Here is a 19137-nt window from a genome sequence, read left to right on the forward strand (position 1 = left end):
TCTATCACAATAAAAAGCGGGCATTTCGTATGTGAAATGCCCGCTTTTTTATTTTTAGTTTTTTATTCAGATGGAATCCTTTCCTATCACGGTCCAGTCGTCGTTGCCGTGTCCCTTTTCAATCCACCGGTCCATTTCTGCGGCAATGGCCGGCAATACTGCCAGTTTCACATCGCTTTTATTTGCCGCGTCCATAAACAGCTGCGTATCCTTGCGCGCCATGCTCAGTTCCCAGGAAGGGCTGCTGTAGTTGCCGGAAGTCATGCGTTGTAAACGTGCGGGCAATGCTCCTCCGGGGTTCCAGGAGTTAAAGAGGGTACTCACATCGCTCAGCGGAATTGCCAGCGCTTTGGCCAGCGACAGGGTATCTGCAAGTCCGGCGGTGAGCCCCACGAGGAAGCTGTTCCCGATGAGTTTCATGCCGGCGGCCTTACCGGGTGTATCCCCGAAATTGATCACCTTTCCGGTCATTTGGGAGAGCGCGGGTTCCCATGCACTAATCACCGCCTGATCGCCGGAAACCAGCATATAACCGGTACTATCCAGCGCATTTGCCGGACCCATAAATACCGGTGCATGCAGGTAGGTGAATCCACGTTCCTTCCATTCTTTTGTTCTGGCTACTGCGCCTTCGGCGGAAGTGGTAGTATGATCAATGATTACCGCGCCTGGTTGAAGCCCTGCGGCGGCGGCGGCCAATACTTCATTTACAGTATGATCATCTTTTAAGGTAAGATGAATGCGGTTTGCACCATGCACAGCAGCGGTTACATCAGGAAATGCTTTGGCGCCGTATGCTTCCAGCGCTGTGGCTTTTGAAGCAGTGCGGTTCCACACCTGTACCTGTTCACCCTTGCCAATCAATGCCCTCACGAAATTTGACCCCAGGAGGCCCATGCCTAAGAATGCTATCATAACCTTTTTTTTCCGAAGGTAGGAAAAAGTTAATCCTCCTGCAGGATCGCTTCTTTCAATTCTTCTTCATGCTCATCTGCCCATTCTCCCAATGTTTTTATTACTGGAATGAGGGATGCACCCAGCGCTGTAAGACTATATTCCACCTTTGGCGGCGCCTGTGCAAATACTACTTTCGACACCAGCCCGTGCTTTTCCATTTCATTGAGCTGGATGTTCAATACCCGGCGTGTAGCATCGGGAATCTGCCGCTGTAGCTCACTCGGGCGCTTATGCCCTTCATGGATGAAATACAGCAGGCGCACTTTCCATTTACCGTAGAGCACTTCCCCTACGAGGTCGAGACCGCAATTCAGCGTAATGGGTAGTTTTTTTACATACATGATTCAAAAGTACTTTATTGTTCTTAAACAGGCTATAGGGATAAATTCCACTCTATGCGAATCGTTTTTCCGTTATTGTCAGGCAAGGTTGATTGACGGATTTTTGCTGAAAATAATAATAACAGATGGAACCAAGATTAAGTTTTGATAACGAGTTATCCGGTAAAACAGCCCTGGTAACAGGCGGTACAAAAGGAGCAGGAAAAGCCATAGCAACACGACTGGCCAACGCCGGCGCAAAAGTGATTATCACAGCCAGAGCAAAGCCCGCAGATACTGACCCGGCGTTTCATTTTATAGGCGCCGATCTGAGTACCCCGGCAGGCACTACTACGGTGGCAAACGAAATAAAGGAAAACTATGGCGGGGTAGACATCCTCGTTAATAATATGGGCGGCTCCGAAACGCCCGGTGGCGGCTTTGAAGTACTAACAGATCATCACTGGGACGCCACCCTTCAAACCAACCTCCTGGCGCCGGTGCGGTTGGACAGAGCCCTGCTGCCGCACATGCTGGCAAAGGGTGCCGGCGTGATTATTCATATCGCTTCCATACAAGGCACCATGCCACTTTATGATTCCACACTGCCCTATGCCGCTGCAAAGGCCGCATTGATCAACTACAGCAAGGGGCTGTCAAACGAAGTGGCGCCAAAAGGAGTGAGGGTACTCACCGTATCTCCGGGCTTTATTCAAACCGCTGCCGCTGATAAAATGATCCAGGAAATGGCCGGCCGCGCCGGCAGCAGCTTCAACGACGCCTTACAGCAACTCATGCAGTTCCTGGGAGGCATTCCTATGGGGCGTCCCGCCAAACCGGAAGAGGTAGCCGAATTTGTGGGCTTCCTCGTATCCCCGCGTGCGGCGTATTTAAGCGGCACGGAATATATCATTGATGGCGGTACTATTCCCACCATTTAAATAAAAAAAGATTGGGAAGATGAAAATGCTGTTGTCATTTTCATCTTCCCAATCTTTTGCTGTATTTATATTTTCTTCCCGCGGAAACTATAAATTTACAGCATGAGTCATCACCCGCGTTTTACTGAAATGGCCTCTGCAGCCATCCATGCAGCCCAATCCAATATGGCCGAACACGCCCACCTGGTGCCGGTTTTCGCCACTGCTACCTTTACATTCGACGATGCACAACAGGGCATGGACCGTTTTAAAGGAACCGCCCCCGGCTATATTTATTCCCGCTTTGGCAATCCCACTGTAACAGTGGCCGAAGAGCTGATCGCCGCCCTGGAAGCTTTTGGCATTACCGCCGCAGATGGAGAGCCCCTGCAGTTGAAAGCCCTGCTGCACGCCAGCGGACAATCGGCGATGGCCAGCATGTTCCTCTCTAATGTAGTAGCCGGAAATACCATTCTAACGCATTACTCCCTCTATGGCGGCACGCACGAATTCCTGTTCGATTTCCTGCCGCAATTCGGCGTAAAAGCACTGATTGCGGACCTGCATGATACTGTTGCCGTAGCTACCTTGCTGAAACAGGATCCCTCTATTAAAATGATTCATATCGAATCGCCCGCCAATCCATCTATGCGCTGTGTGGATATTGCGGACATCTGTAAAATAGCCGCTGCACACGGTGTAAGAGTAAGTGTGGATAATACCTTTGCTACACCTTACCTCCAGCAACCGTTCCGCTATGGCGCTGATTTCGTTTTTCATTCCACTACCAAATTCCTGAACGGTCATGGTACCGCTATTGGCGGTGTGCTCATCGGAAAAGATATTCCCCTGATGCAAACGAAAGTCAATAAAACAGCGAAGCTACTCGGTGGCTGCGCCAATCCGTTCGATACCTTTTTACTGATCCAGGGCATCAAAACACTGGAACTGCGCATGAAGCAACATTGCAGCAATGCACAAACAGTAGCGGAATTCCTGCATGCGCATCCCGCCGTAGCGCAGGTAAATTATAACGGCCTCCCTTCCCATCCGGATTATGCACTGTCGGCCAAACAAATGCGCTATCCCGGTGCAGTGATGAGCTTTGAACTGAAAGATGGGTTTGATGCCGCCGTACGTTTTATTGACCGGCTGCAGATGTGCTTACGTGCTGTATCACTGGGCGCCGTGGATACATTGGTATCCCACCCCGCTTCTATGACGCATTCCGGGATGAAGAAAGAAGACAGGGAGAAAGCAGGTATTTCTGATGGATTGATACGGATAAGTGTGGGACTGGAAAGTGTTGGGGATATTGTGGCGGATTTGAAGCAGGCATTGGAAGGGGAAGGGTAGTTTTATGAAAACGGTTATAAGAAGAGAAGACAAAGGTTAAAGCCTTTTTCGTAAATTTGTGGATGCCCCGACAATCAAAATATCACATAGGGATCGAAGTAGACAAACTGACCAACAGTATCTTAAATACTATTTCCGGAGACAGTTTTGAGACTGTTGTTAATCCGCTTGCAAAGGAGGATTTAAAAGGACTATCATTGAAGAATGGATGGAAATTTGATTGGAAAAAGGAGTTTAAAATGACGGATAGAGAAGTTTATAAACTTACTATCGAAGGAAATAGTCACATATTACAAGGGTTAGCAAGTTTGAGCGACTATGGCGATCATTTTTATCTCCATCTCATTGAAAGCGCGCCTTTTAATTTAGGAAGTACGAAGTTGTATGAAGGGGTTCCTGGTAATCTATTTGCTTTTGCCTGTCAATTATCTATAGACCGTGGCTATGAAGGGTTTATATCTTTTACATCCAAGACTAAACTCATTTCGCATTACGAAAAAACACTGGGTGCAGTGCATATTGGTAACCATAAAATGATTATCTTTCCAGACGCAGCTTTAAAGCTGGTTATTAAATATTTTAACAATAAATAACATGGGATATATTAAAGAACCTAAGGGGGTAAATTTTGTCGTGGATCCTAAGCCTGTTACAGAAAATGATAAGAAATTGATCAGTGAAGTAATTGCTCATTATAAGGCAACAGGAAAGAAGAAACGGGTAGTAATAAGTAAAACTGCAAATAAGCCAAAGGATAGTAAAAAGCCATCCCGTTAGGAGCTTTTTTGTTTACTACACCGCCAGCACCAGCGACAACAAATACACCAACCCCACCGACACCAACCCCATTACCACAGTCCCCGTACTATACACCCGCAGCATATCTTTTATTTCCAGCCCGGAGAATTTCGAGATCACCCAGAAGTAAGCGTCATTGGTGTGTGAAATCATCATAGACCCTGCGCCCATCGCCAGCACACAAAGGATACGGCCATTGGCAGAATCCAGGCCCATTACGGGCAGCAGTGGTTGTACAATGGCTGCTGCGGCAATCACTGCTACAGTAGAGGAACCTTGCGCTGTTTTCAGCAGCGCGGTGATAAGGAAAGGAAGAAATAATCCCAGCGTAGCGATAGACTGGTTCTGCGCAATATGGCTGCCGATATCCGCTTTGGCGAGAATAGCCCCAAAGGCGCCGCCACCGCCAATAATCACCAGTATGCCTGCTGCTTTTTCAGCCCCTTCCTGCAGGATGGCGCCCATATTATTTTTCAGTTGGGATAGCGCCAGCAGGATACCCACGCTGATAGCTACTTCGGGGATGCCTAGTATAGAAATCACCTGCAGTGCGGGAGACGGATGTGTTAATTCCAGTCCGCTCAGGGAACGGATGGCAATGAGTAGTACAGGAACAGCAATAGGAAGTACTGACATCAGCACAGAAGGACCGCGGCGTGCCTCTTCCGCAACGTCTGCTGTGTCACTAACGTCAACGGCTATGCGTCGCCTGGCGAATATGGACCACAGGTAGCCTGCAGCCGATGCCGGGATGGCAATGAGCAATCCATACAGCATTACCCTGCCTGTTTCTGCATGTATGGTACCGGTGGCAGCAGTAATGCCGGGGTGCGGCGGCATCAGGCAATGAACGGCATACAGGCCGGTGGCCAGTGAAGACGCCATTACAATCATGGAGATACCGGAACGTTTGGCCAGCGCTTTATTTAGTCCGCTTAATACAATAAAACCGGAGTCGCAGAAAATGGGCATGCCTACCAGGTAGCCGATGATATTCATAGCCAGCGCAGAGCGGCCGGTACCGGTACGGCGCAGTACGTAGTTGGCCAGCACGGTAGTGCTGCCGGTATGTTCCAGGATGAGCCCCAGCGTAGTGCCGAGTATGATGAGCAATCCTAATGAGCCTACAATATTCCCCATACCGCTTTTAATACTGCCGAGGATTTCCGTTACGGGCAACTGTAAAATGATACCGGTGAGCACACTGGCCAGCAGCAAGGCAAAGAAAGCATACACCCGGAAGCGCGCAGTGAGCAACACAATGAGCGCAATGCCCGCCAGCAATCCCAGCATGCTTTGTATCAAAGGAATGGTATTCATATCTCTCCAAGATAAAAAGAATTACGCAATACCCCGTATAGGTGTTACCGTAATAGTGTTATAACATTAACGCATATATGTTTTTGTAAATATTAGAGATTATTTATGCAACAGCTTGATAATGGCTATTTTACATACCTTTGCACCTTAATACAGCGGATATGAAAAGAATGTTATTGACCTCACGTTATTGCCTGATGGCAATAGTGTCCATTGTTGTAATGGCTTCCTGCGCGTCTTCCCGGAAAAGCAGCAGCCAGCATGCTTATATGAACAAGCAGTATGAAGAGCTGAAAAATACGTTGAATGATGCGGAAGTAAGTATCATCAAAGACAGCCTGAAAGTGATCTTCCCCAACAACGTATTGTTTTCATCGTCTTCCGACCAGGTGAACGAAAGCGTAAAGCCCACCTTCAAACATTTTGCAGATGTGCTCAACAAATACAATAAAACAAAGATCCTGATCACCGGGCATACGGATAACACCGGCACGGCAGAATACAACCGTGAGTTATCTGAACGCCGCGCAACAGGCGCAAAACAATTGCTCAACAGCTTTGAAGTGAACAACGACCGTATGTTTACCTGGGGCCTGTCGGACCGTGATCCTATTGCCACCAACAATACAGAGGCAGGAAAGGCAAAGAACAGGAGAGTGGAGTTTGTAATTTTGTATGATGTAAAGAACTGATTTTTTTATAAAGATAGCAGCCGCTCCGTAAACCCGGAGCGGCTTTTTTTTTTGATATAATTTCCTGGATAAATTTTGTATTATTAAGGAATCAATGAAACCCAAATCTCCCGTCATGAATACTCGTCGTGATTTTTTACAGAAAATTGCCGCCTCCGCTATGGTACTGCCCCTGATGCCGCTTGCCGGTTGGGCAAAAGACCTCCAACACTACGATGGCCCGGTATTACGTGTAGCCATTATGGGATTAGGCAGCTATGGCAGCCGCGTGGCAGACGCCATGCAGGCCTGCGTAAAAGCAAAATTGGTAGGCGTGATCAGTGGTACTCCGTCTAAAATAAAAGACTGGCAGAGCCGGTTCTCTATCCCCGACAAAAACTGTTATAACTACGAAAACTTTGATCGCATAAAAGATAACAAAGACATTGATGCGGTATACATTACCACACCCAATGCCCTGCACCACGACGAGGCGATCCGCATAGCTGCGGCGGGTAAACACGTGATCTGTGAAAAGCCAATGGCACTGAATGCCAAACAGGGCCAGGAAATGATTGCCGCCTGTAAAAAAGCAAACGTAAAATTACTGGTCGGATACCGCATGCATTTTGAAGCCAAAACACTGGAAGTTATCCGCATGCGCAAAAACGGCGACTTTGGAAAAATCATGTTCTTCCAGGGACTATGTGGTTTCCGCATTGGCGACCCCACACAGTGGCGCCTCAATAAAGAACTGGCCGGCGGCGGGTCCTTAATGGATATTGGAATCTATGCGATTAACGGCTCCCGGTATATGACAGGCGAAGACCCCATCTGGGTAACGGCCCAGGAAACCAAAACAGACCCGGTGAAATTCAAGGAAGGCGTGGACGAAACCATCCAGTTCCAGCTGGGCTTCCCCAGCGGCGCCGTGGCCTCCTGTCTCTCTACTTACAACATGAACTACCTCGACCGCTTTTATCTCAACGGTGAAAAAGGATTTGCAGAGATGCAACCCTCCACGGGCTACGGTCCCATCCGCGGACGCACCCATAAAGGAGAACTCACCCAGCCACATGTTACCCATCAAACCGTGCAAATGGAAGAAATGGCCGGAATCATCCTGGAAGGGAAACAACCAGTGGTTGCTGTGGACGGAGAAGAAGCGCTGAAAGACCTGAAAATTATTGATGCCATTTACCACGCCGTTAAAACAGGACAGAAAGTAGACCTTAAACTGTCATGATCCTGAACGATCTGCCGAGGAAATTTCCCGCGTGATAGTGAAAAACAGCAGGATCATCTATTAGTGGTCCGGGCGCAGCAATTCGCATCTGATCAATTCGTTTCTTTATGGTTAAAATCATCAGCTATGAAAAAACGATCACTGTCAGTATTGTTGCTGGTTTGCCTTGCTGCCGCGGCCAGCGCGCAGGGACTGCATTACGGCATCAAGGCAGACCTGAACATGTTTAAACTGGACGGGGCAGGCATTAAATCAAATTACACATTAGGCGGAAGATTAGGCGTATACGCCGAATATGATTTTTCAAAAAGATGGGGGCTGCAACCCGAACTCCTCTTCTCACAGGTGGCCCCCAAACGTGGCGATGATTTCGGGGCAAAATATATCTCTACCGGTAACGACAACGCCAATAAAAGCATTAAACTCAGCTATATTACCCTGCCGTTGTTATTGCGTTACAATGTGAATAAGTTAATTACTATCAATGCAGGACCGCAATACAGTTACCTGTTTTATGCCAACGAAAACCTCCTGACCTACAACCGTAACGCTTTTAAACGCAGCGACGTGGGAGTGGCCGCCGGCGCTACACTGAACTTCGATATACTGCACGTATATGCACGCTATGTGCTTGGACTTACCAATGTAAACGACATCGATGACCGGTACCAGTGGAAAACACGTCAGATACAGATCGGCCTCGGCGTGAATATAAAGTAAGCGCTTTATGCCTTTACTACGGTATCGTATATACGTTGTAATTGCTGTATATGTCTTTGCGTGTGAATGTTGATAAACTGTATCCATTCCAATCGTGTAAAAGGCCCGAAGCCCGGCACTTCAAAGCTGGTACATTCTTCGGTAAGGTTCACCGTATTGGCGGCAGTTGTTAATTTCTGCCAGGTAGCAGCGGCATCCTGCAATACAGCGTCTTTGGGCAGATACCCTTCTTCCGGCAGGATCATTTCCGGGGCCTTCATTTTAATATCGAAGTTCAGGAACAGGGATTTTACGGCAGGCACTTTTTTATCCGGTTGCCGGTCGGTAGGTACAGCGCCGCCATACAACACGCCGCAGTCGCCGGCTTTGCAAATATGCGATGCCACCTGTGCGGCCGTCCAGCTACCTTCAAAAGGTACCTTGTTCAGTTGTTCTTCATCAAAGGAGGTTAGCAATTGTTGCAAGGTATCACCGGTGGTGGTTATTTCCAGAAGCAGTTCTTGTCTCATGATTTTCTTTTCCACAAACTTAACCGGATATATCGATACGGAAAGGGGGAGAATACGACAATCAGGCGGGCGAAAAAGGACAATAACAGCTGCGGGTATGTAGTTACCTGCAGCTGTTCCTTATTTTTTAAGATATTATTTCCGGGAAGATCCCAGTTTCCTTTCAGCAGATTCCACTGTTTGCGCAATCAGCTTTGCAATGGTCATAGGGCCAACGCCACCCGGTACTGGTGTATAGGCGGCTACACGGTCTGCCAGCGGCCCCAGTTCTATATCGCCGATGCCGCCTTTATGATAACCGGCATCTATTACAATGGCATCATCTTTTATCCACTCGGCTTTTATAAATTCAGGCTTGCCCACAGCGCCTACTATGATATCTGCCTGTTTGATAAGCTCTGGTAAATTATTGGTCCGCGAATGACAAATAGTAACCGTGGCATTTTCATTCAGCAGCATCATGGCTACCGGTTTGCCCAGGATAGGACTCCGGCCTACTACTACCGCATGTTTGCCCGCAATGGGTATCTGGTAATGCTTCAGCAGCTCCATAATTCCGGCAGGGGTGGCACTGCCATAAGCGGGCTCATTCATCGACATCCGGCCAAAACCCAGGCAGGTAACCCCATCTACATCTTTATCAATATGTATTTTATCAAAACACGCCCTTTCATCGATCTGGTGCGGAACCGGGTGTTGCAACAGGATGCCGCAGATCTGGTCGTCGTTATTCAGCTTTTTGATGGTATCCAGCAATTCTTTGGTAGTGGTTTCCTTTGGCAGGTGTACTTTTACGGAGGTCATACCCACCCGCTCACACGCATTACCTTTCATTTTCACATATACTTCTGAGGAAGGATCATCGCCCACCAGGATGGTAGCCAGTACAGGCACCACACCCGTTTTTTCAATGATGCGCTGCACCCTGATCTTTAATTCCGCTTCCATTCGTTTGGATAAGGCTTTTCCGTCGAGCAGTACTGTTGTTGTTGTCATATTCAGGTGTTTATTTCCGTGTGTTGAGGTAGTTGTACCGTAGAAGGGCACAAAGATACTAACCCCCTTTGATATATTTTTTTTTAGACAGACACATTCCTGTTACCTTTTTTTTCGTCTTTATAAACATAACGGTCTTCTTAAAGGGCGGTTATTGTTTCACGTATGAAAATCAAACTCTTTTCTATCCTTCTTGTATGTACAGGATATCTCCTTCCGCTTAGCAGTTACGGGTTTACGGCTCCCCCCAGGGAGGTGGACATTTGCGTGTACGGCGGCACCTCCGCAGGGGTAATTGCCGCCTATACCGCAAAGCAGTTGCACAAAACAGTGCTGCTGGTATCACCGGAAAAACACCTGGGCGGCCTTACCTCCGGCGGTTTGGGATATACCGACATCGGTAATAAGTATGCTATCACGGGGTTGTCGCGCAACTTTTACCGCCGGATCGGCAACCACTACGGAAAACTGGAACAGTGGATTTTTGAACCCCATGTGGCAGAAGCTACTTTCCACCAGTATATCGATGCCGCCAAAGTGGAAGTGCTGTACGGATACACCATCACTAACGCTGTAAAGCAAAACGGGTACGTTACGGAAATAACCGTGAACGGTCCCGCTGCACAGGTGGTAAAAGCCAAAATGTTCATCGATTGCTCCTACGAAGGCGACCTGATGGCCAAAGCGGGCATTTCCTACACCGTTGGCCGGGAACCCAACGCACAATACAACGAAACCTATAACGGTGTGCAACTGCTCGATAAGCACCAGTTCCCTGATGGCATTGATCCGTACAAAATACCCGGCAAACCCGAAAGCGGCCTGCTGTGGGGCATCAGTACCGATTCCCTGGCAGCGCACGGGACGGGAGATAAAAAGGTACAGGCGTATAATTTCAGGATCTGCCTGAGCAACCGCCCGGAAAACAGTATTCCTATTACAAAGCCGGACGATTATGATCCGTCGCGTTATGAACTGCTGCTACGCGTGCTGGACGCTACCCAGCCTAAGATCCTGAAGCCCAATCTCAAGATAGACCTTATGCCCAACGGGAAAACGGATATCAATAACTACGGCGCTTTTTCCACGGATATGATTGGTATGAACTACAACTATCCGGAGGCCGATCCCGCTACCCGGAAAAAGATCATCCACGATCATGAGCTGTATACCAAAGGGCTGCTCTATTTTATAGGACACGACGAACGGGTGCCCGCCCATCTCCGGGAACAAATGTTACAATGGGGATACCCGAAAGATGAATACACTGATAACGGGAACTGGTCAACCCAGTTGTATATACGTGAGGCAAGACGCATGATCGGCGGATATGTGATGACACAGGCCAATTGCGAAGGCCGCGAAAAAGTAACGGACCCTATTGGTATGGCCGCCTATAATATGGATTCCCATAACTGCCAGCGTATCGTGGTAAATGGGATGGTAAAAAATGAGGGAGATGTGCAGATTGGTGGTCTTGGCCCTTACCCGGTTTCTTACAGGTCCATTACACCTAAACCGGAGGATGCGAAAAATGTATTGGTGCCGGTTTGTTTATCGGCGTCGCACATTGCCTATGGCTCTATCCGCATGGAACCGGTGTTTATGGTACTGGGGCAATCCGCTGCCACGGCGGCTGCTGTAGCCATCGATCAGCGCAGTTCCATCCAGGAGGCTGATGTACAGAAAATACAAACCATGCTGCGTACCAATCCGCTGGTGGATAACAGCCCCGCTGAAATACTGGTGGATGACAACGACGAGCAACACGTAACCATCACCGGCGAATGGAAAAAGCTGATTCATGGGGGCTATGGTCCATCCCTGCTTACAGACGACAGCAAGGGAGCCGTGCATAAATCAATACGTTTTTCACCTGCTATCCAGAAAGCCGGTAAATATGAGGTATTTACCTATGTACCACGCCTCCCCGGTTTGGATGGGAATGCACACGTAAAAGTATTCGATGGCCGCACCGTGAAAGAAGTGGAAGTTGCAGCAGCAAGTATAAAGGTAGAGGGACAAACCAGCGGCGAATGGGTGAGCCTGGGCAGCTACCAGCTGAAAGCCGGAAACGGCGCCTACGTGGAAATAGACAATCACAAAACGGACGGCATAATAGCCGCAGATGCGGTGTTATTTGTTCCCAGATAATTATTTTGGAAAAAAAAGAAAAGGAAGGATTCGGTTTACAATTTTTATCGTCTTTATAAGTACAGGTAGTTCCGCGAAATGATTATTTTGTAATAAATTCCATGACCTTCCTTGCCGATAGATAGTCCACATAATGAAAAAGAGCTGTTGCTGCGTGTGGCAGCGGGGGATCAGCCCGCCTTCCAGCGGTTGTTTAACCGTTACTGGGGGAAGATGTATGCCAACACCCTGCAATTTGTTAAGTCGCCTGCCCTGGCAGAAGACCTGACACAGGAAATTTTTATAAAGATCTGGATGAACCGGGAACGCCTGCTGGCGGTAAACCGTTTCGACGCCTTTCTGTACACTACGGCGAAAAACCTGATCCTGGATGAATTCCGGAAAAGGGTATTGCCCACGGTGCAGGAAGAAGGACACCACGTGTACATGGCATCAGACCTTCCCTCTGCACAGGACAAACTGGAACTAAAGGATTTCGAAGGCCAGTTGCATGCAGCCATTAATCAGCTGCCCGCACAAATGCAACTGGCTTTCCGGCTGAGCCGTTTCCAGGGAATGTCGCACGATGAAATAGCCCGGCAGATGAATATTTCCAGGGTCACCTCCAAAAATTATATCGCACGGTCCATTGCCGCCATCCGGAAGTATATGGGTGGGAGAGCAGAGCATGTTACATAAGTATGGAAACAGGTGATAACGTTGCCGGTTAAACGAAGAATAATATTTTCCGGTAACAGAAGGATTCCCGCCCGTTCTTTTTTCGTCTTTATTATACAACCCTTCATGAGAGTGTTGTGCTTGCATCCGGTTTTATGTTACACGATGAGTTAAAAGATTTATTGGAGAAATACCTGGACAACCGGATTACACCGGAAGAAACCAGGCGCCTGCAGGCATTGATGCAGACGGATCGTAACGGGCCGGCACTGGAAGAAATGATTGCAGCCATACTGGCGGAAGACAGGTATACTGATGCCGCTCACCCAGATCTGCAACAGGCTTTTAATAAAGTGATGGAAACCGCAGCACTTCGGCAGGCGCTCACCCGGAAAGATCATGATGAGGATACAAACGACTCCGCGCAACAACCTGTCCAGGAGGCAGATAACCGTTATCACATCTCCCGGAAAAAAATCCGCACCTTTTATAAAACAATGGCCGCGGCAGCAGCAGTAGCATTTATACTGGCAGCGGGTTACACCTGGCGCTATTATTACGTAGGCCCGGCGCCGTTAGTATCCAAAAAAACAGTATCACCCATATCCACAGGTAATAAAGCAGAGCTGATCCTGGCAGATGGCAGCACTATTGTGCTGGACGATGCAGGAACAGGCACTGTAGGCAAACAGGGGAATACCCGTATCATTAAACTGGACAGCGGCCGGCTCGCGTATCACGCCGCAGGCAGTAACAGCACCGCTCCCGAATACAATACCATCCGTACGCCCAAAGGCGGACAGTACCAGGTAGTATTGCCCGACGGCAGCCAGGTATGGCTGAACGCCGCTTCCTCGCTGACATTCCCCGTGATGTTTGCGGGCAGCAACAGAACAGTACGCCTCACCGGGGAAGCTTATTTTGAAATTGCTCAGCAAGCCGCGAAACCTTTTATCGTGCAAACATCCGGTGTACAGGTGAAAGTACTGGGCACGCACTTTAACGTAATGGCATACACCGATGAAGCCCGCGTAAAAACAACCCTGCTGGAAGGCGCTGTGAGCGTTACACAGGGCGCCGCTACTACCATGATGAAGCCCGGCCAGCAGGCAAGCATCGCTGAAAAGGAAGACCATTTTTTAATTACACGTCCGGATATGGAAGAAGTAATGGCCTGGAAAGAAGGACAGTTCAGGTTCCGCAAAACAGATATCACCGTTATCATGCGGCAGATAGCCCGGTGGTATGATGTGGACATCGAATACGAAGGCGATCTTTCCGGTATTCAACTGTTTGGCAGTATGACCCGCAAGGAAAATGTAACACAGCTGCTGGAACTGCTGGAGCAAACCGGAAGGGTGCATTTTATCGTCAAAGGAAACCGTATCACCGTAATGCCCGCCACTATGAAATAAATCAGGAGTACTACTCCACGTATGAATTATTTAAACTCAACCAAAAGATAGTATGGAACTGTTTACTATTGCGCACTCCCACGGGAGCAGGAGCCGTATGCCGGCTAAACAACGAACATGGCTGGTGATCAAACTGACCACCTGGCTGCTGCTGGCAGCATCACTAACCGCCGGCGCTCAAACCGTAAAGCTTTCCGTCAGTAAAATGCCGCTGGATAAAGTATTTGATCTTATCAGCAAGCAAACCGGTTACCAGTTTATCTGTGATGAAAAATTACTGGAAGATGCGCCGCCGCTCAGTGTGAATATCGCCAACAAATCACTGGAAGAAGCGCTGAAGATCTGCCTGAAAGATCTTCCGCTTACTTACACGATTAAATATGGCACCGTCGTCATCAAAAAAAATACCACGTCCGGCGGAAAGCTTTCGCCACAGGAAGGCCGCTCACCGGGGAAAACCATTACGGGCATCGTTACGGATAGCACCGGTGCAGGTTTGCCCGGCGTAACGGTAGGCATCAAAGGCACTACAAAAGGCGTACTTACAGATGGAAACGGAAAGTTTTCATTGCCCAATGTAACAGACCAGGATGTGCTCACTATTTCCAGTATCGGGTATCTCACAAAACAACAGCCTGTGAAAGGCGAAAATTTTTTTCGTATACCTTTGTCCGTTACCCCCAAATCATTGGTGGAAGTGGTGGTAGTAGGATATAGTACCCAGAAAAAAGTAAACCTCACCGGCGCCGTAGCCACTGTATCCGGCGAAGTGCTGGCAGCGCGGCCGGTAGGGCAAACCACGGCAGGCTTACAGGGTACCATGCCCGGTGTTACCATCACACAGGGCAACGGTAAGCCAGGCGGCGACGGTGGTACGGTACGTGTCCGCGGATGGGGCACCCTGAAGAACCCCGATCCGCTGGTGCTGATCGATGGTGTGGAAGGTTCCATCAACAACATCGATCCTAATGTGATCGCTTCCGTTAGCGTGTTGAAAGATGCGGCATCAGCAGCTATCTATGGTTCGCGTGCGGCCAATGGCGTAATACTGGTAACTACCAAAAGAGGTAAAAGCAATAAGCTGTCTGTTAACTACAACAACTACGTAGGCTGGCAGAAACCCACCAATCTGCCTGCCCTCACCAACGCGCTGGATTATATGCTGCTCGCCAACGAAGCTTATAAAAATTCCGGCCGCACCCCGCTATACTCCGATGCATTGCTGGAAAAATACCGGCAGCAGGGAAACGGCAATTCTGATTCATTACCGAACACCGATTGGCAGAAGGCTGTGCTAACAGGCTCCGGTTTTCAGCAGAGTCATTTTTTAACGGTGAACGGCGGTACGGATAAAGTAAAGATGCTGGTATCACTGGGGTATTTTGATCAGAAAGGACTGATGGATAACAGCGAATTTAAACGCCTTACCATCCGCAGTAATACCGATATTATTTTTTCGAAGCAATTAAACATGCAGTTTGACCTGCAGTATATCAGCCCGGTAACCACCGAACCGTCAGCAGGCGCTGATGCTATCTTTGCTTACATGAATAATATTTCCCCCAACCAGCTGGCCGTAAATGCCAATGGTACCCGCGGGGAAGGATGGGTGGGCCTCAACCCCGCTGCTGCCGCCAGCGATGGTGGCCTGAACCGCGTAAGCGCCCCCTGGGGAAGTATTAACACCACCCTGAATTACCAGCCGGTAGAATGGCTTACCGCCTCCATTAACATTGCACCCAAATACGTGCAAACCTATACGAACAAATTTAGTAAGGTGCTGCAAACCTATCATCCTGATGGCACGCCCAGTTATAAGTGGCCACAGGTAAGCACACTGGACGTTTCCAGTCAGCGGCAGTTTTACAATAACATGCGCGGTACCCTTACCTTCCAGAAAAAATACGGTGCACACGACCTGAAAATATTGGCCGGTGCAGAACAGAACAGCTACCGCCAGGATAGATTTACAGCGTACCGCGACAACTACATTTTACCCGACTATCCTATACTGGATGCCGGAGCGGCTACCAATATGAATAACGGCGGCGCCGGCGAAGAATGGTCGCTGCGCTCTTTTTTCGGCAGGATCAACTATAACTACAAAGAAAGATACCTGCTCGAAATCAATACCCGTTACGACGGATCTTCCCGTTTCGCGGAAGGCCGCAAGTGGGGCGTATTCCCTTCCGCATCTGCCGGATGGCGTATTTCAGAAGAACCATTTATGGCGCCCCTGAAACCGATGGTGAATGAATTAAAGCTCCGCGCATCCTGGGGCCGGCTGGGTAACCAGAACATAGGAACCTACCCCTCTGCCACGGTAGTGAATTTAAGTTCTTATTCGCTCGGTGGGCAAATAGTTGGCGCCGCTACGCTGGACGCTCTGGCGAACAGGAACATCACCTGGGAAAGTACCGAGATGAGTGATGTAGGATTTGATGTGACCCTGTTTTCCCATCTCTCGGTAACAGGAGATTATTATATCAGCAAAACAAAAGATATCCTGCTGTTGCTGAACATCCCGCTGATCACGGGTTTGAAAGCGCCTTACCAGAACGCAGGAAAAGTAAGTAACAAAGGATGGGAACTTGGCATTAACTACGATGGTAAGATCCGTGACTTCAAATATAACATTGGCGTTAACGTATCTGATGTGAAAAATAAAGTAGTGGATATGCATGGTATTAATCAATCGGCTGTAACCGTGAGCAGGGAAGGATATCCCGTGAACTCCATTTTTGGATTACAGGCAGAAGGATTTTTCCAGGATGCCGATGAAGTGGCAAAACACGCCACACAATTTGGTACTATTGCCCCCGGCGATATTAAATACAAAGATCAGAACGGCGATGGCATCATCAATGAAAGTGATAAAGTAATTCTCGGCAACACCATTCCCCGCTATACTTACGGCGTTAGCTTAAACGCATCGTGGAGAGGCTTCGACCTGGGCGCATTTCTGCAGGGCGTAGGTAAAGTAGACGGCCTGATTTACGGCGCCGGCATCATGCCTTTTTATGTAAGTTCTGTAGGTGGTACAGCGCAGGAACGATTCAAAGACTACTGGACACCGGAACATAAAAATGCTGCATTTCCACGGCTGGTGTTTGGCGGTACCAACAACCAGCAGATCTCCAGTTTCTGGATGAAGAGCGCTGCCTATCTGCGTTTGAAGAACCTGCAAATAGGATATACCCTGCCGGCCAACCTGGTGAAAACCATGCGGCTCAACAGCCTGCGGGTATTTGTAAATGGTTCCAACCTGTTTACGTCCAGTAAATTCTGGCCGGGCTATGATGTGGAAACCGCCGTGGGCGTGGCCGACAACTATGCCATTGTAAAGGTTTACAGTTTTGGTGTTAATGTAAATTTCTAAAAACAGCAATCATGAGAAAGCGTTTTACCTGTTGGATGATAGCGGCTGTTACCCTGTTAGGGATACAGGCATGTAATAAAGACTACCTTGATAAAGATCCTTTAACCGGCCCTTCCGACGCCGATTATTTCAAGAACCAGGATGAACTGCTCCTGGCGGTGAACGGGCTGTATAAGGGGCTGAATAAGCCAATGGATAAAGAAAATGACCCTGGTCAGCTGGATGGGCTGCCCCTGGTTTTACTGCTGGATGCCACCAGCGATATTGGCTACGAAAGGAATAACAGTGATCTGCAAAAAATAGGCACCGGTAATCATGACGCCAATAATACAGTTACACAAGGCGTATGGAGCAACTACTATAAGGTGATAGGCCGCTGTAATTATATCCTGGATAATGCGGAAAAAGTAAGAGCGGTAACCAATCCGGCGCTGTATCAACGCAGCATGGGCGAAACGCGTTTCGTACGTGCGTATATGTATCAGCAGCTGTTGTCCATGTTTGGCGGTGTGCCGTTGGTAACGCACGTGCTTACACTGGAAAATGCGCAGGTGCCGCGGAGCGACAAAGCAACCATCCTTAAATTTGTGCTGGAAGAACTGGACAGCGCCGCTGCCTGGCTGCCTGCCACTTACCCGGCTACAGATTTTGGCCGTGCCACCAAAGGCGCTGCACTGACGGTAAAAGCCAGGGCTGCACTGTATAACGAACAGTGGAAAACTGCTGCAGATGCCGCCAAAGCCGTGATGGACCTCGGCGTGTATAAGCTGGACGACAGCTATCCCAGGCTGTTTTCCTATGAGGGAAGAAATTCGCCTGAAGTGATATTAAGCCTGCAATACCAGTTGCCGGTGGTTACCTGGGTAGGCCCGTATCCGTTTTTATGCAGGAATGCCGGCGGCGCTTCCAATAAAATCCCTTCACAGTCGCTGGTCGATAGCTACGAGTGTACCGACGGCTTAACCATTGATCAGTCGCCGTTATTCAACCCGCAAAAACCTTTTGAAAACCGTGATCCGCGGCTGGGTTATACCGTTGCGCTTCCGGGATCTATATTTTTTAACTACCAGTTTGAAACGCATAAGGACAGTCTTAAGTGCTGGAACTACAACACCAATCCGGCTACCCGGATCGTGAACCAGGATGCCGTTAACGCTTATGCATCTTTCAGTGGCTATTGCTGGCGCAAGTATGTGGATATGAAAGATAAAGACAACATACGCCAGTCCACCATGAACGTGACCCTGGCGCGCTACGCGGAAGTACTGCTTATTTACGCAGAGGCAAAAACAGAAGCCAATGAGCTGGATGCCACCTTATACCAGGCCATTAATGCAGTGAGAAAAAGGCCGGGTGTAAATATGCCCGACATTCCTGCCGGCAGCACGCAGGAAGCGCTGCGTTCCGCTGTAAGGAAAGAACGGCTGTATGAATTGTCGATGGAAGGATTCCGTTTGTTTGATATCCGCCGCTGGAAGATTGCCGATAAAGTGATGAAGGGACCGTTTTATGGCCGCGTGCCGAGAGGCTGGCTTGCTGCAGCCCCGAAGATAGATGCCAACGGTATTGCTGATTACAGTGCGGTGCCCAACAAAGGAGAGATGCGGGTGGTGGAAGTGCGTACGTTTAATGCTGCGCGGGATTACCTGTGGCCGATTCCTTATATAGAAACACAAACAGATCCGTTGATAGTACAAAATCCCGGGTATTAATTTCCGG

17 protein-coding genes are annotated in these 19137 nt (G+C 48.7%); 12 read left to right on the forward strand and 5 right to left on the reverse strand.

The window, feature by feature from the left end; genetic code table 11:
• Positions 1–66: 66 nt before the first annotated feature.
• Together V7S65_RS02080 and V7S65_RS02085 are read right to left on the reverse strand one after the other, a co-directional pair.
• Positions 67–915: an NAD(P)-dependent oxidoreductase gene (locus V7S65_RS02080; RefSeq protein ID WP_336386378.1), complete on the reverse strand. Its 849-nt coding sequence runs from the start codon at positions 913–915 to the stop codon at positions 67–69.
• Positions 916–944: 29 nt separating this feature from the next.
• Positions 945–1298 (reverse strand): winged helix-turn-helix transcriptional regulator, encoded by a 354-nt coding sequence (locus V7S65_RS02085; RefSeq protein WP_079468467.1) that lies wholly within the window; start codon positions 1296–1298, stop codon positions 945–947.
• A gap of 125 nt (positions 1299–1423) precedes the next feature.
• On the opposite strand from V7S65_RS02085, the gene V7S65_RS02090 reads away from it, so the two are divergent.
• The 4 genes from V7S65_RS02090 (at position 1424) to V7S65_RS02105 (ending at position 4330) form a co-directional block, all read left to right on the forward strand.
• Positions 1424–2218, forward strand: coding sequence for an SDR family oxidoreductase (locus tag V7S65_RS02090; RefSeq protein ID WP_336386377.1), 795 nt, complete (start codon positions 1424–1426; stop codon positions 2216–2218).
• Between the two features lie 102 nt (positions 2219–2320).
• On the forward strand, positions 2321–3553 hold the full coding sequence (locus V7S65_RS02095; protein ID WP_336386376.1) for a trans-sulfuration enzyme family protein: 1233 nt from the start codon (positions 2321–2323) through the stop codon (positions 3551–3553).
• Positions 3554–3615: 62 nt separating this feature from the next.
• Positions 3616–4146, forward strand: coding sequence for a hypothetical protein (locus V7S65_RS02100; protein WP_079468464.1), 531 nt, complete (start codon positions 3616–3618; stop codon positions 4144–4146).
• 1 nt (position 4147) lies between these two features.
• A complete protein-coding gene (locus tag V7S65_RS02105) occupies positions 4148–4330 on the forward strand; it encodes a hypothetical protein (RefSeq protein ID WP_336386375.1) in 183 nt (60 codons plus the stop codon).
• Between the two features lie 15 nt (positions 4331–4345).
• Here the strand turns inward: V7S65_RS02105 and V7S65_RS02110 are convergent, their stop codons facing one another.
• On the reverse strand, positions 4346–5671 hold the full coding sequence (locus V7S65_RS02110; protein WP_336386374.1) for a GntP family permease: 1326 nt from the start codon (positions 5669–5671) through the stop codon (positions 4346–4348).
• Between the two features lie 161 nt (positions 5672–5832).
• On the opposite strand from V7S65_RS02110, the gene V7S65_RS02115 reads away from it, so the two are divergent.
• From V7S65_RS02115 to V7S65_RS02125, 3 genes are all read left to right on the forward strand, one after another.
• Positions 5833–6363 carry an OmpA family protein gene (locus V7S65_RS02115; RefSeq protein WP_079468461.1) on the forward strand — a complete coding sequence of 177 codons (531 nt, stop codon included), beginning with the start codon at positions 5833–5835 and terminating at the stop codon, positions 6361–6363.
• Positions 6364–6478: 115 nt separating this feature from the next.
• Complete coding sequence (locus V7S65_RS02120) at positions 6479–7588, forward strand: Gfo/Idh/MocA family protein (protein ID WP_079468460.1); 1110 nt, start codon at positions 6479–6481, stop codon at positions 7586–7588.
• A gap of 126 nt (positions 7589–7714) precedes the next feature.
• Positions 7715–8308: a porin family protein gene (locus V7S65_RS02125; protein ID WP_111580111.1), complete on the forward strand. Its 594-nt coding sequence runs from the start codon at positions 7715–7717 to the stop codon at positions 8306–8308.
• 5 nt (positions 8309–8313) lie between these two features.
• On the opposite strand, the gene V7S65_RS02130 is transcribed toward V7S65_RS02125, so the two are convergent.
• Entirely contained in the window at positions 8314–8817 is a 504-nt protein-coding gene (locus V7S65_RS02130) for a DinB family protein (protein WP_079468458.1), read from the reverse strand.
• Between the two features lie 135 nt (positions 8818–8952).
• Entirely contained in the window at positions 8953–9813 is an 861-nt protein-coding gene (gene folD / locus V7S65_RS02135) for a bifunctional methylenetetrahydrofolate dehydrogenase/methenyltetrahydrofolate cyclohydrolase FolD (protein ID WP_079468457.1), read from the reverse strand.
• Between the two features lie 165 nt (positions 9814–9978).
• On the opposite strand from folD, the gene V7S65_RS02140 reads away from it, so the two are divergent.
• The 5 genes from V7S65_RS02140 to V7S65_RS02160 all read left to right on the forward strand — a co-directional run bounded on the left by V7S65_RS02140 (position 9979) and on the right by V7S65_RS02160 (position 19130).
• Positions 9979–11967 carry an FAD-dependent oxidoreductase gene (locus V7S65_RS02140; protein WP_336386373.1) on the forward strand — a complete coding sequence of 663 codons (1989 nt, stop codon included), beginning with the start codon at positions 9979–9981 and terminating at the stop codon, positions 11965–11967.
• A gap of 111 nt (positions 11968–12078) precedes the next feature.
• Entirely contained in the window at positions 12079–12645 is a 567-nt protein-coding gene (locus V7S65_RS02145; RefSeq protein WP_133256276.1) for an RNA polymerase sigma factor, read from the forward strand.
• Between the two features lie 134 nt (positions 12646–12779).
• On the forward strand, positions 12780–14039 hold the full coding sequence (locus V7S65_RS02150) for a FecR domain-containing protein (protein WP_336386372.1): 1260 nt from the start codon (positions 12780–12782) through the stop codon (positions 14037–14039).
• A gap of 52 nt (positions 14040–14091) precedes the next feature.
• A complete protein-coding gene (locus tag V7S65_RS02155) occupies positions 14092–17418 on the forward strand; it encodes a TonB-dependent receptor (protein WP_336386371.1) in 3327 nt (1108 codons plus the stop codon).
• 11 nt (positions 17419–17429) lie between these two features.
• The gene (locus V7S65_RS02160) at positions 17430–19130 is read left to right on the forward strand and encodes a RagB/SusD family nutrient uptake outer membrane protein (RefSeq protein ID WP_079468452.1); all 1701 of its coding nucleotides are present in this window, start codon (positions 17430–17432) and stop codon (positions 19128–19130) included.
• Positions 19131–19137: the final 7 nt, after the last annotated feature.

It is taken from the genome of Chitinophaga sp. CCNWYY40, assembly GCF_037483205.1.
GTDB classification, from domain to species: Bacteria; Bacteroidota; Bacteroidia; order Chitinophagales; family Chitinophagaceae; genus Chitinophaga; species Chitinophaga ginsengisegetis.

Excerpts from the sequence above, each read along its gene's own strand:
- V7S65_RS02095 (WP_336386376.1), top strand. The coding sequence starts at position 2,321 with ATGAGTCATCACCCGCGTTTTACTGAAATGGCCTCTGCAGCCATCCAT.
- V7S65_RS02110 (WP_336386374.1), bottom strand. The coding sequence starts at position 5,671 with ATGAATACCATTCCTTTGATACAAAGCATGCTGGGATTGCTGGCGGGC.
- V7S65_RS02160 (WP_079468452.1), top strand. The coding sequence starts at position 17,430 with ATGAGAAAGCGTTTTACCTGTTGGATGATAGCGGCTGTTACCCTGTTA.
- V7S65_RS02105 (WP_336386375.1), top strand. The coding sequence starts at position 4,148 with ATGGGATATATTAAAGAACCTAAGGGGGTAAATTTTGTCGTGGATCCT.
- V7S65_RS02080 (WP_336386378.1), bottom strand. The coding sequence starts at position 915 with ATGATAGCATTCTTAGGCATGGGCCTCCTGGGGTCAAATTTCGTGAGG.
- V7S65_RS02090 (WP_336386377.1), top strand. The coding sequence starts at position 1,424 with ATGGAACCAAGATTAAGTTTTGATAACGAGTTATCCGGTAAAACAGCC.
- folD (WP_079468457.1), bottom strand. The coding sequence starts at position 9,813 with ATGACAACAACAACAGTACTGCTCGACGGAAAAGCCTTATCCAAACGA.
- V7S65_RS02155 (WP_336386371.1), top strand. The coding sequence starts at position 14,092 with ATGGAACTGTTTACTATTGCGCACTCCCACGGGAGCAGGAGCCGTATG.
- V7S65_RS02140 (WP_336386373.1), top strand. The coding sequence starts at position 9,979 with ATGAAAATCAAACTCTTTTCTATCCTTCTTGTATGTACAGGATATCTC.
- V7S65_RS02085 (WP_079468467.1), bottom strand. The coding sequence starts at position 1,298 with ATGTATGTAAAAAAACTACCCATTACGCTGAATTGCGGTCTCGACCTC.
- V7S65_RS02150 (WP_336386372.1), top strand. The coding sequence starts at position 12,780 with ATGTTACACGATGAGTTAAAAGATTTATTGGAGAAATACCTGGACAAC.
- V7S65_RS02115 (WP_079468461.1), top strand. The coding sequence starts at position 5,833 with ATGAAAAGAATGTTATTGACCTCACGTTATTGCCTGATGGCAATAGTG.
- V7S65_RS02125 (WP_111580111.1), top strand. The coding sequence starts at position 7,715 with ATGAAAAAACGATCACTGTCAGTATTGTTGCTGGTTTGCCTTGCTGCC.
- V7S65_RS02120 (WP_079468460.1), top strand. The coding sequence starts at position 6,479 with ATGAATACTCGTCGTGATTTTTTACAGAAAATTGCCGCCTCCGCTATG.
- V7S65_RS02100 (WP_079468464.1), top strand. The coding sequence starts at position 3,616 with ATGCCCCGACAATCAAAATATCACATAGGGATCGAAGTAGACAAACTG.
- V7S65_RS02130 (WP_079468458.1), bottom strand. The coding sequence starts at position 8,817 with ATGAGACAAGAACTGCTTCTGGAAATAACCACCACCGGTGATACCTTG.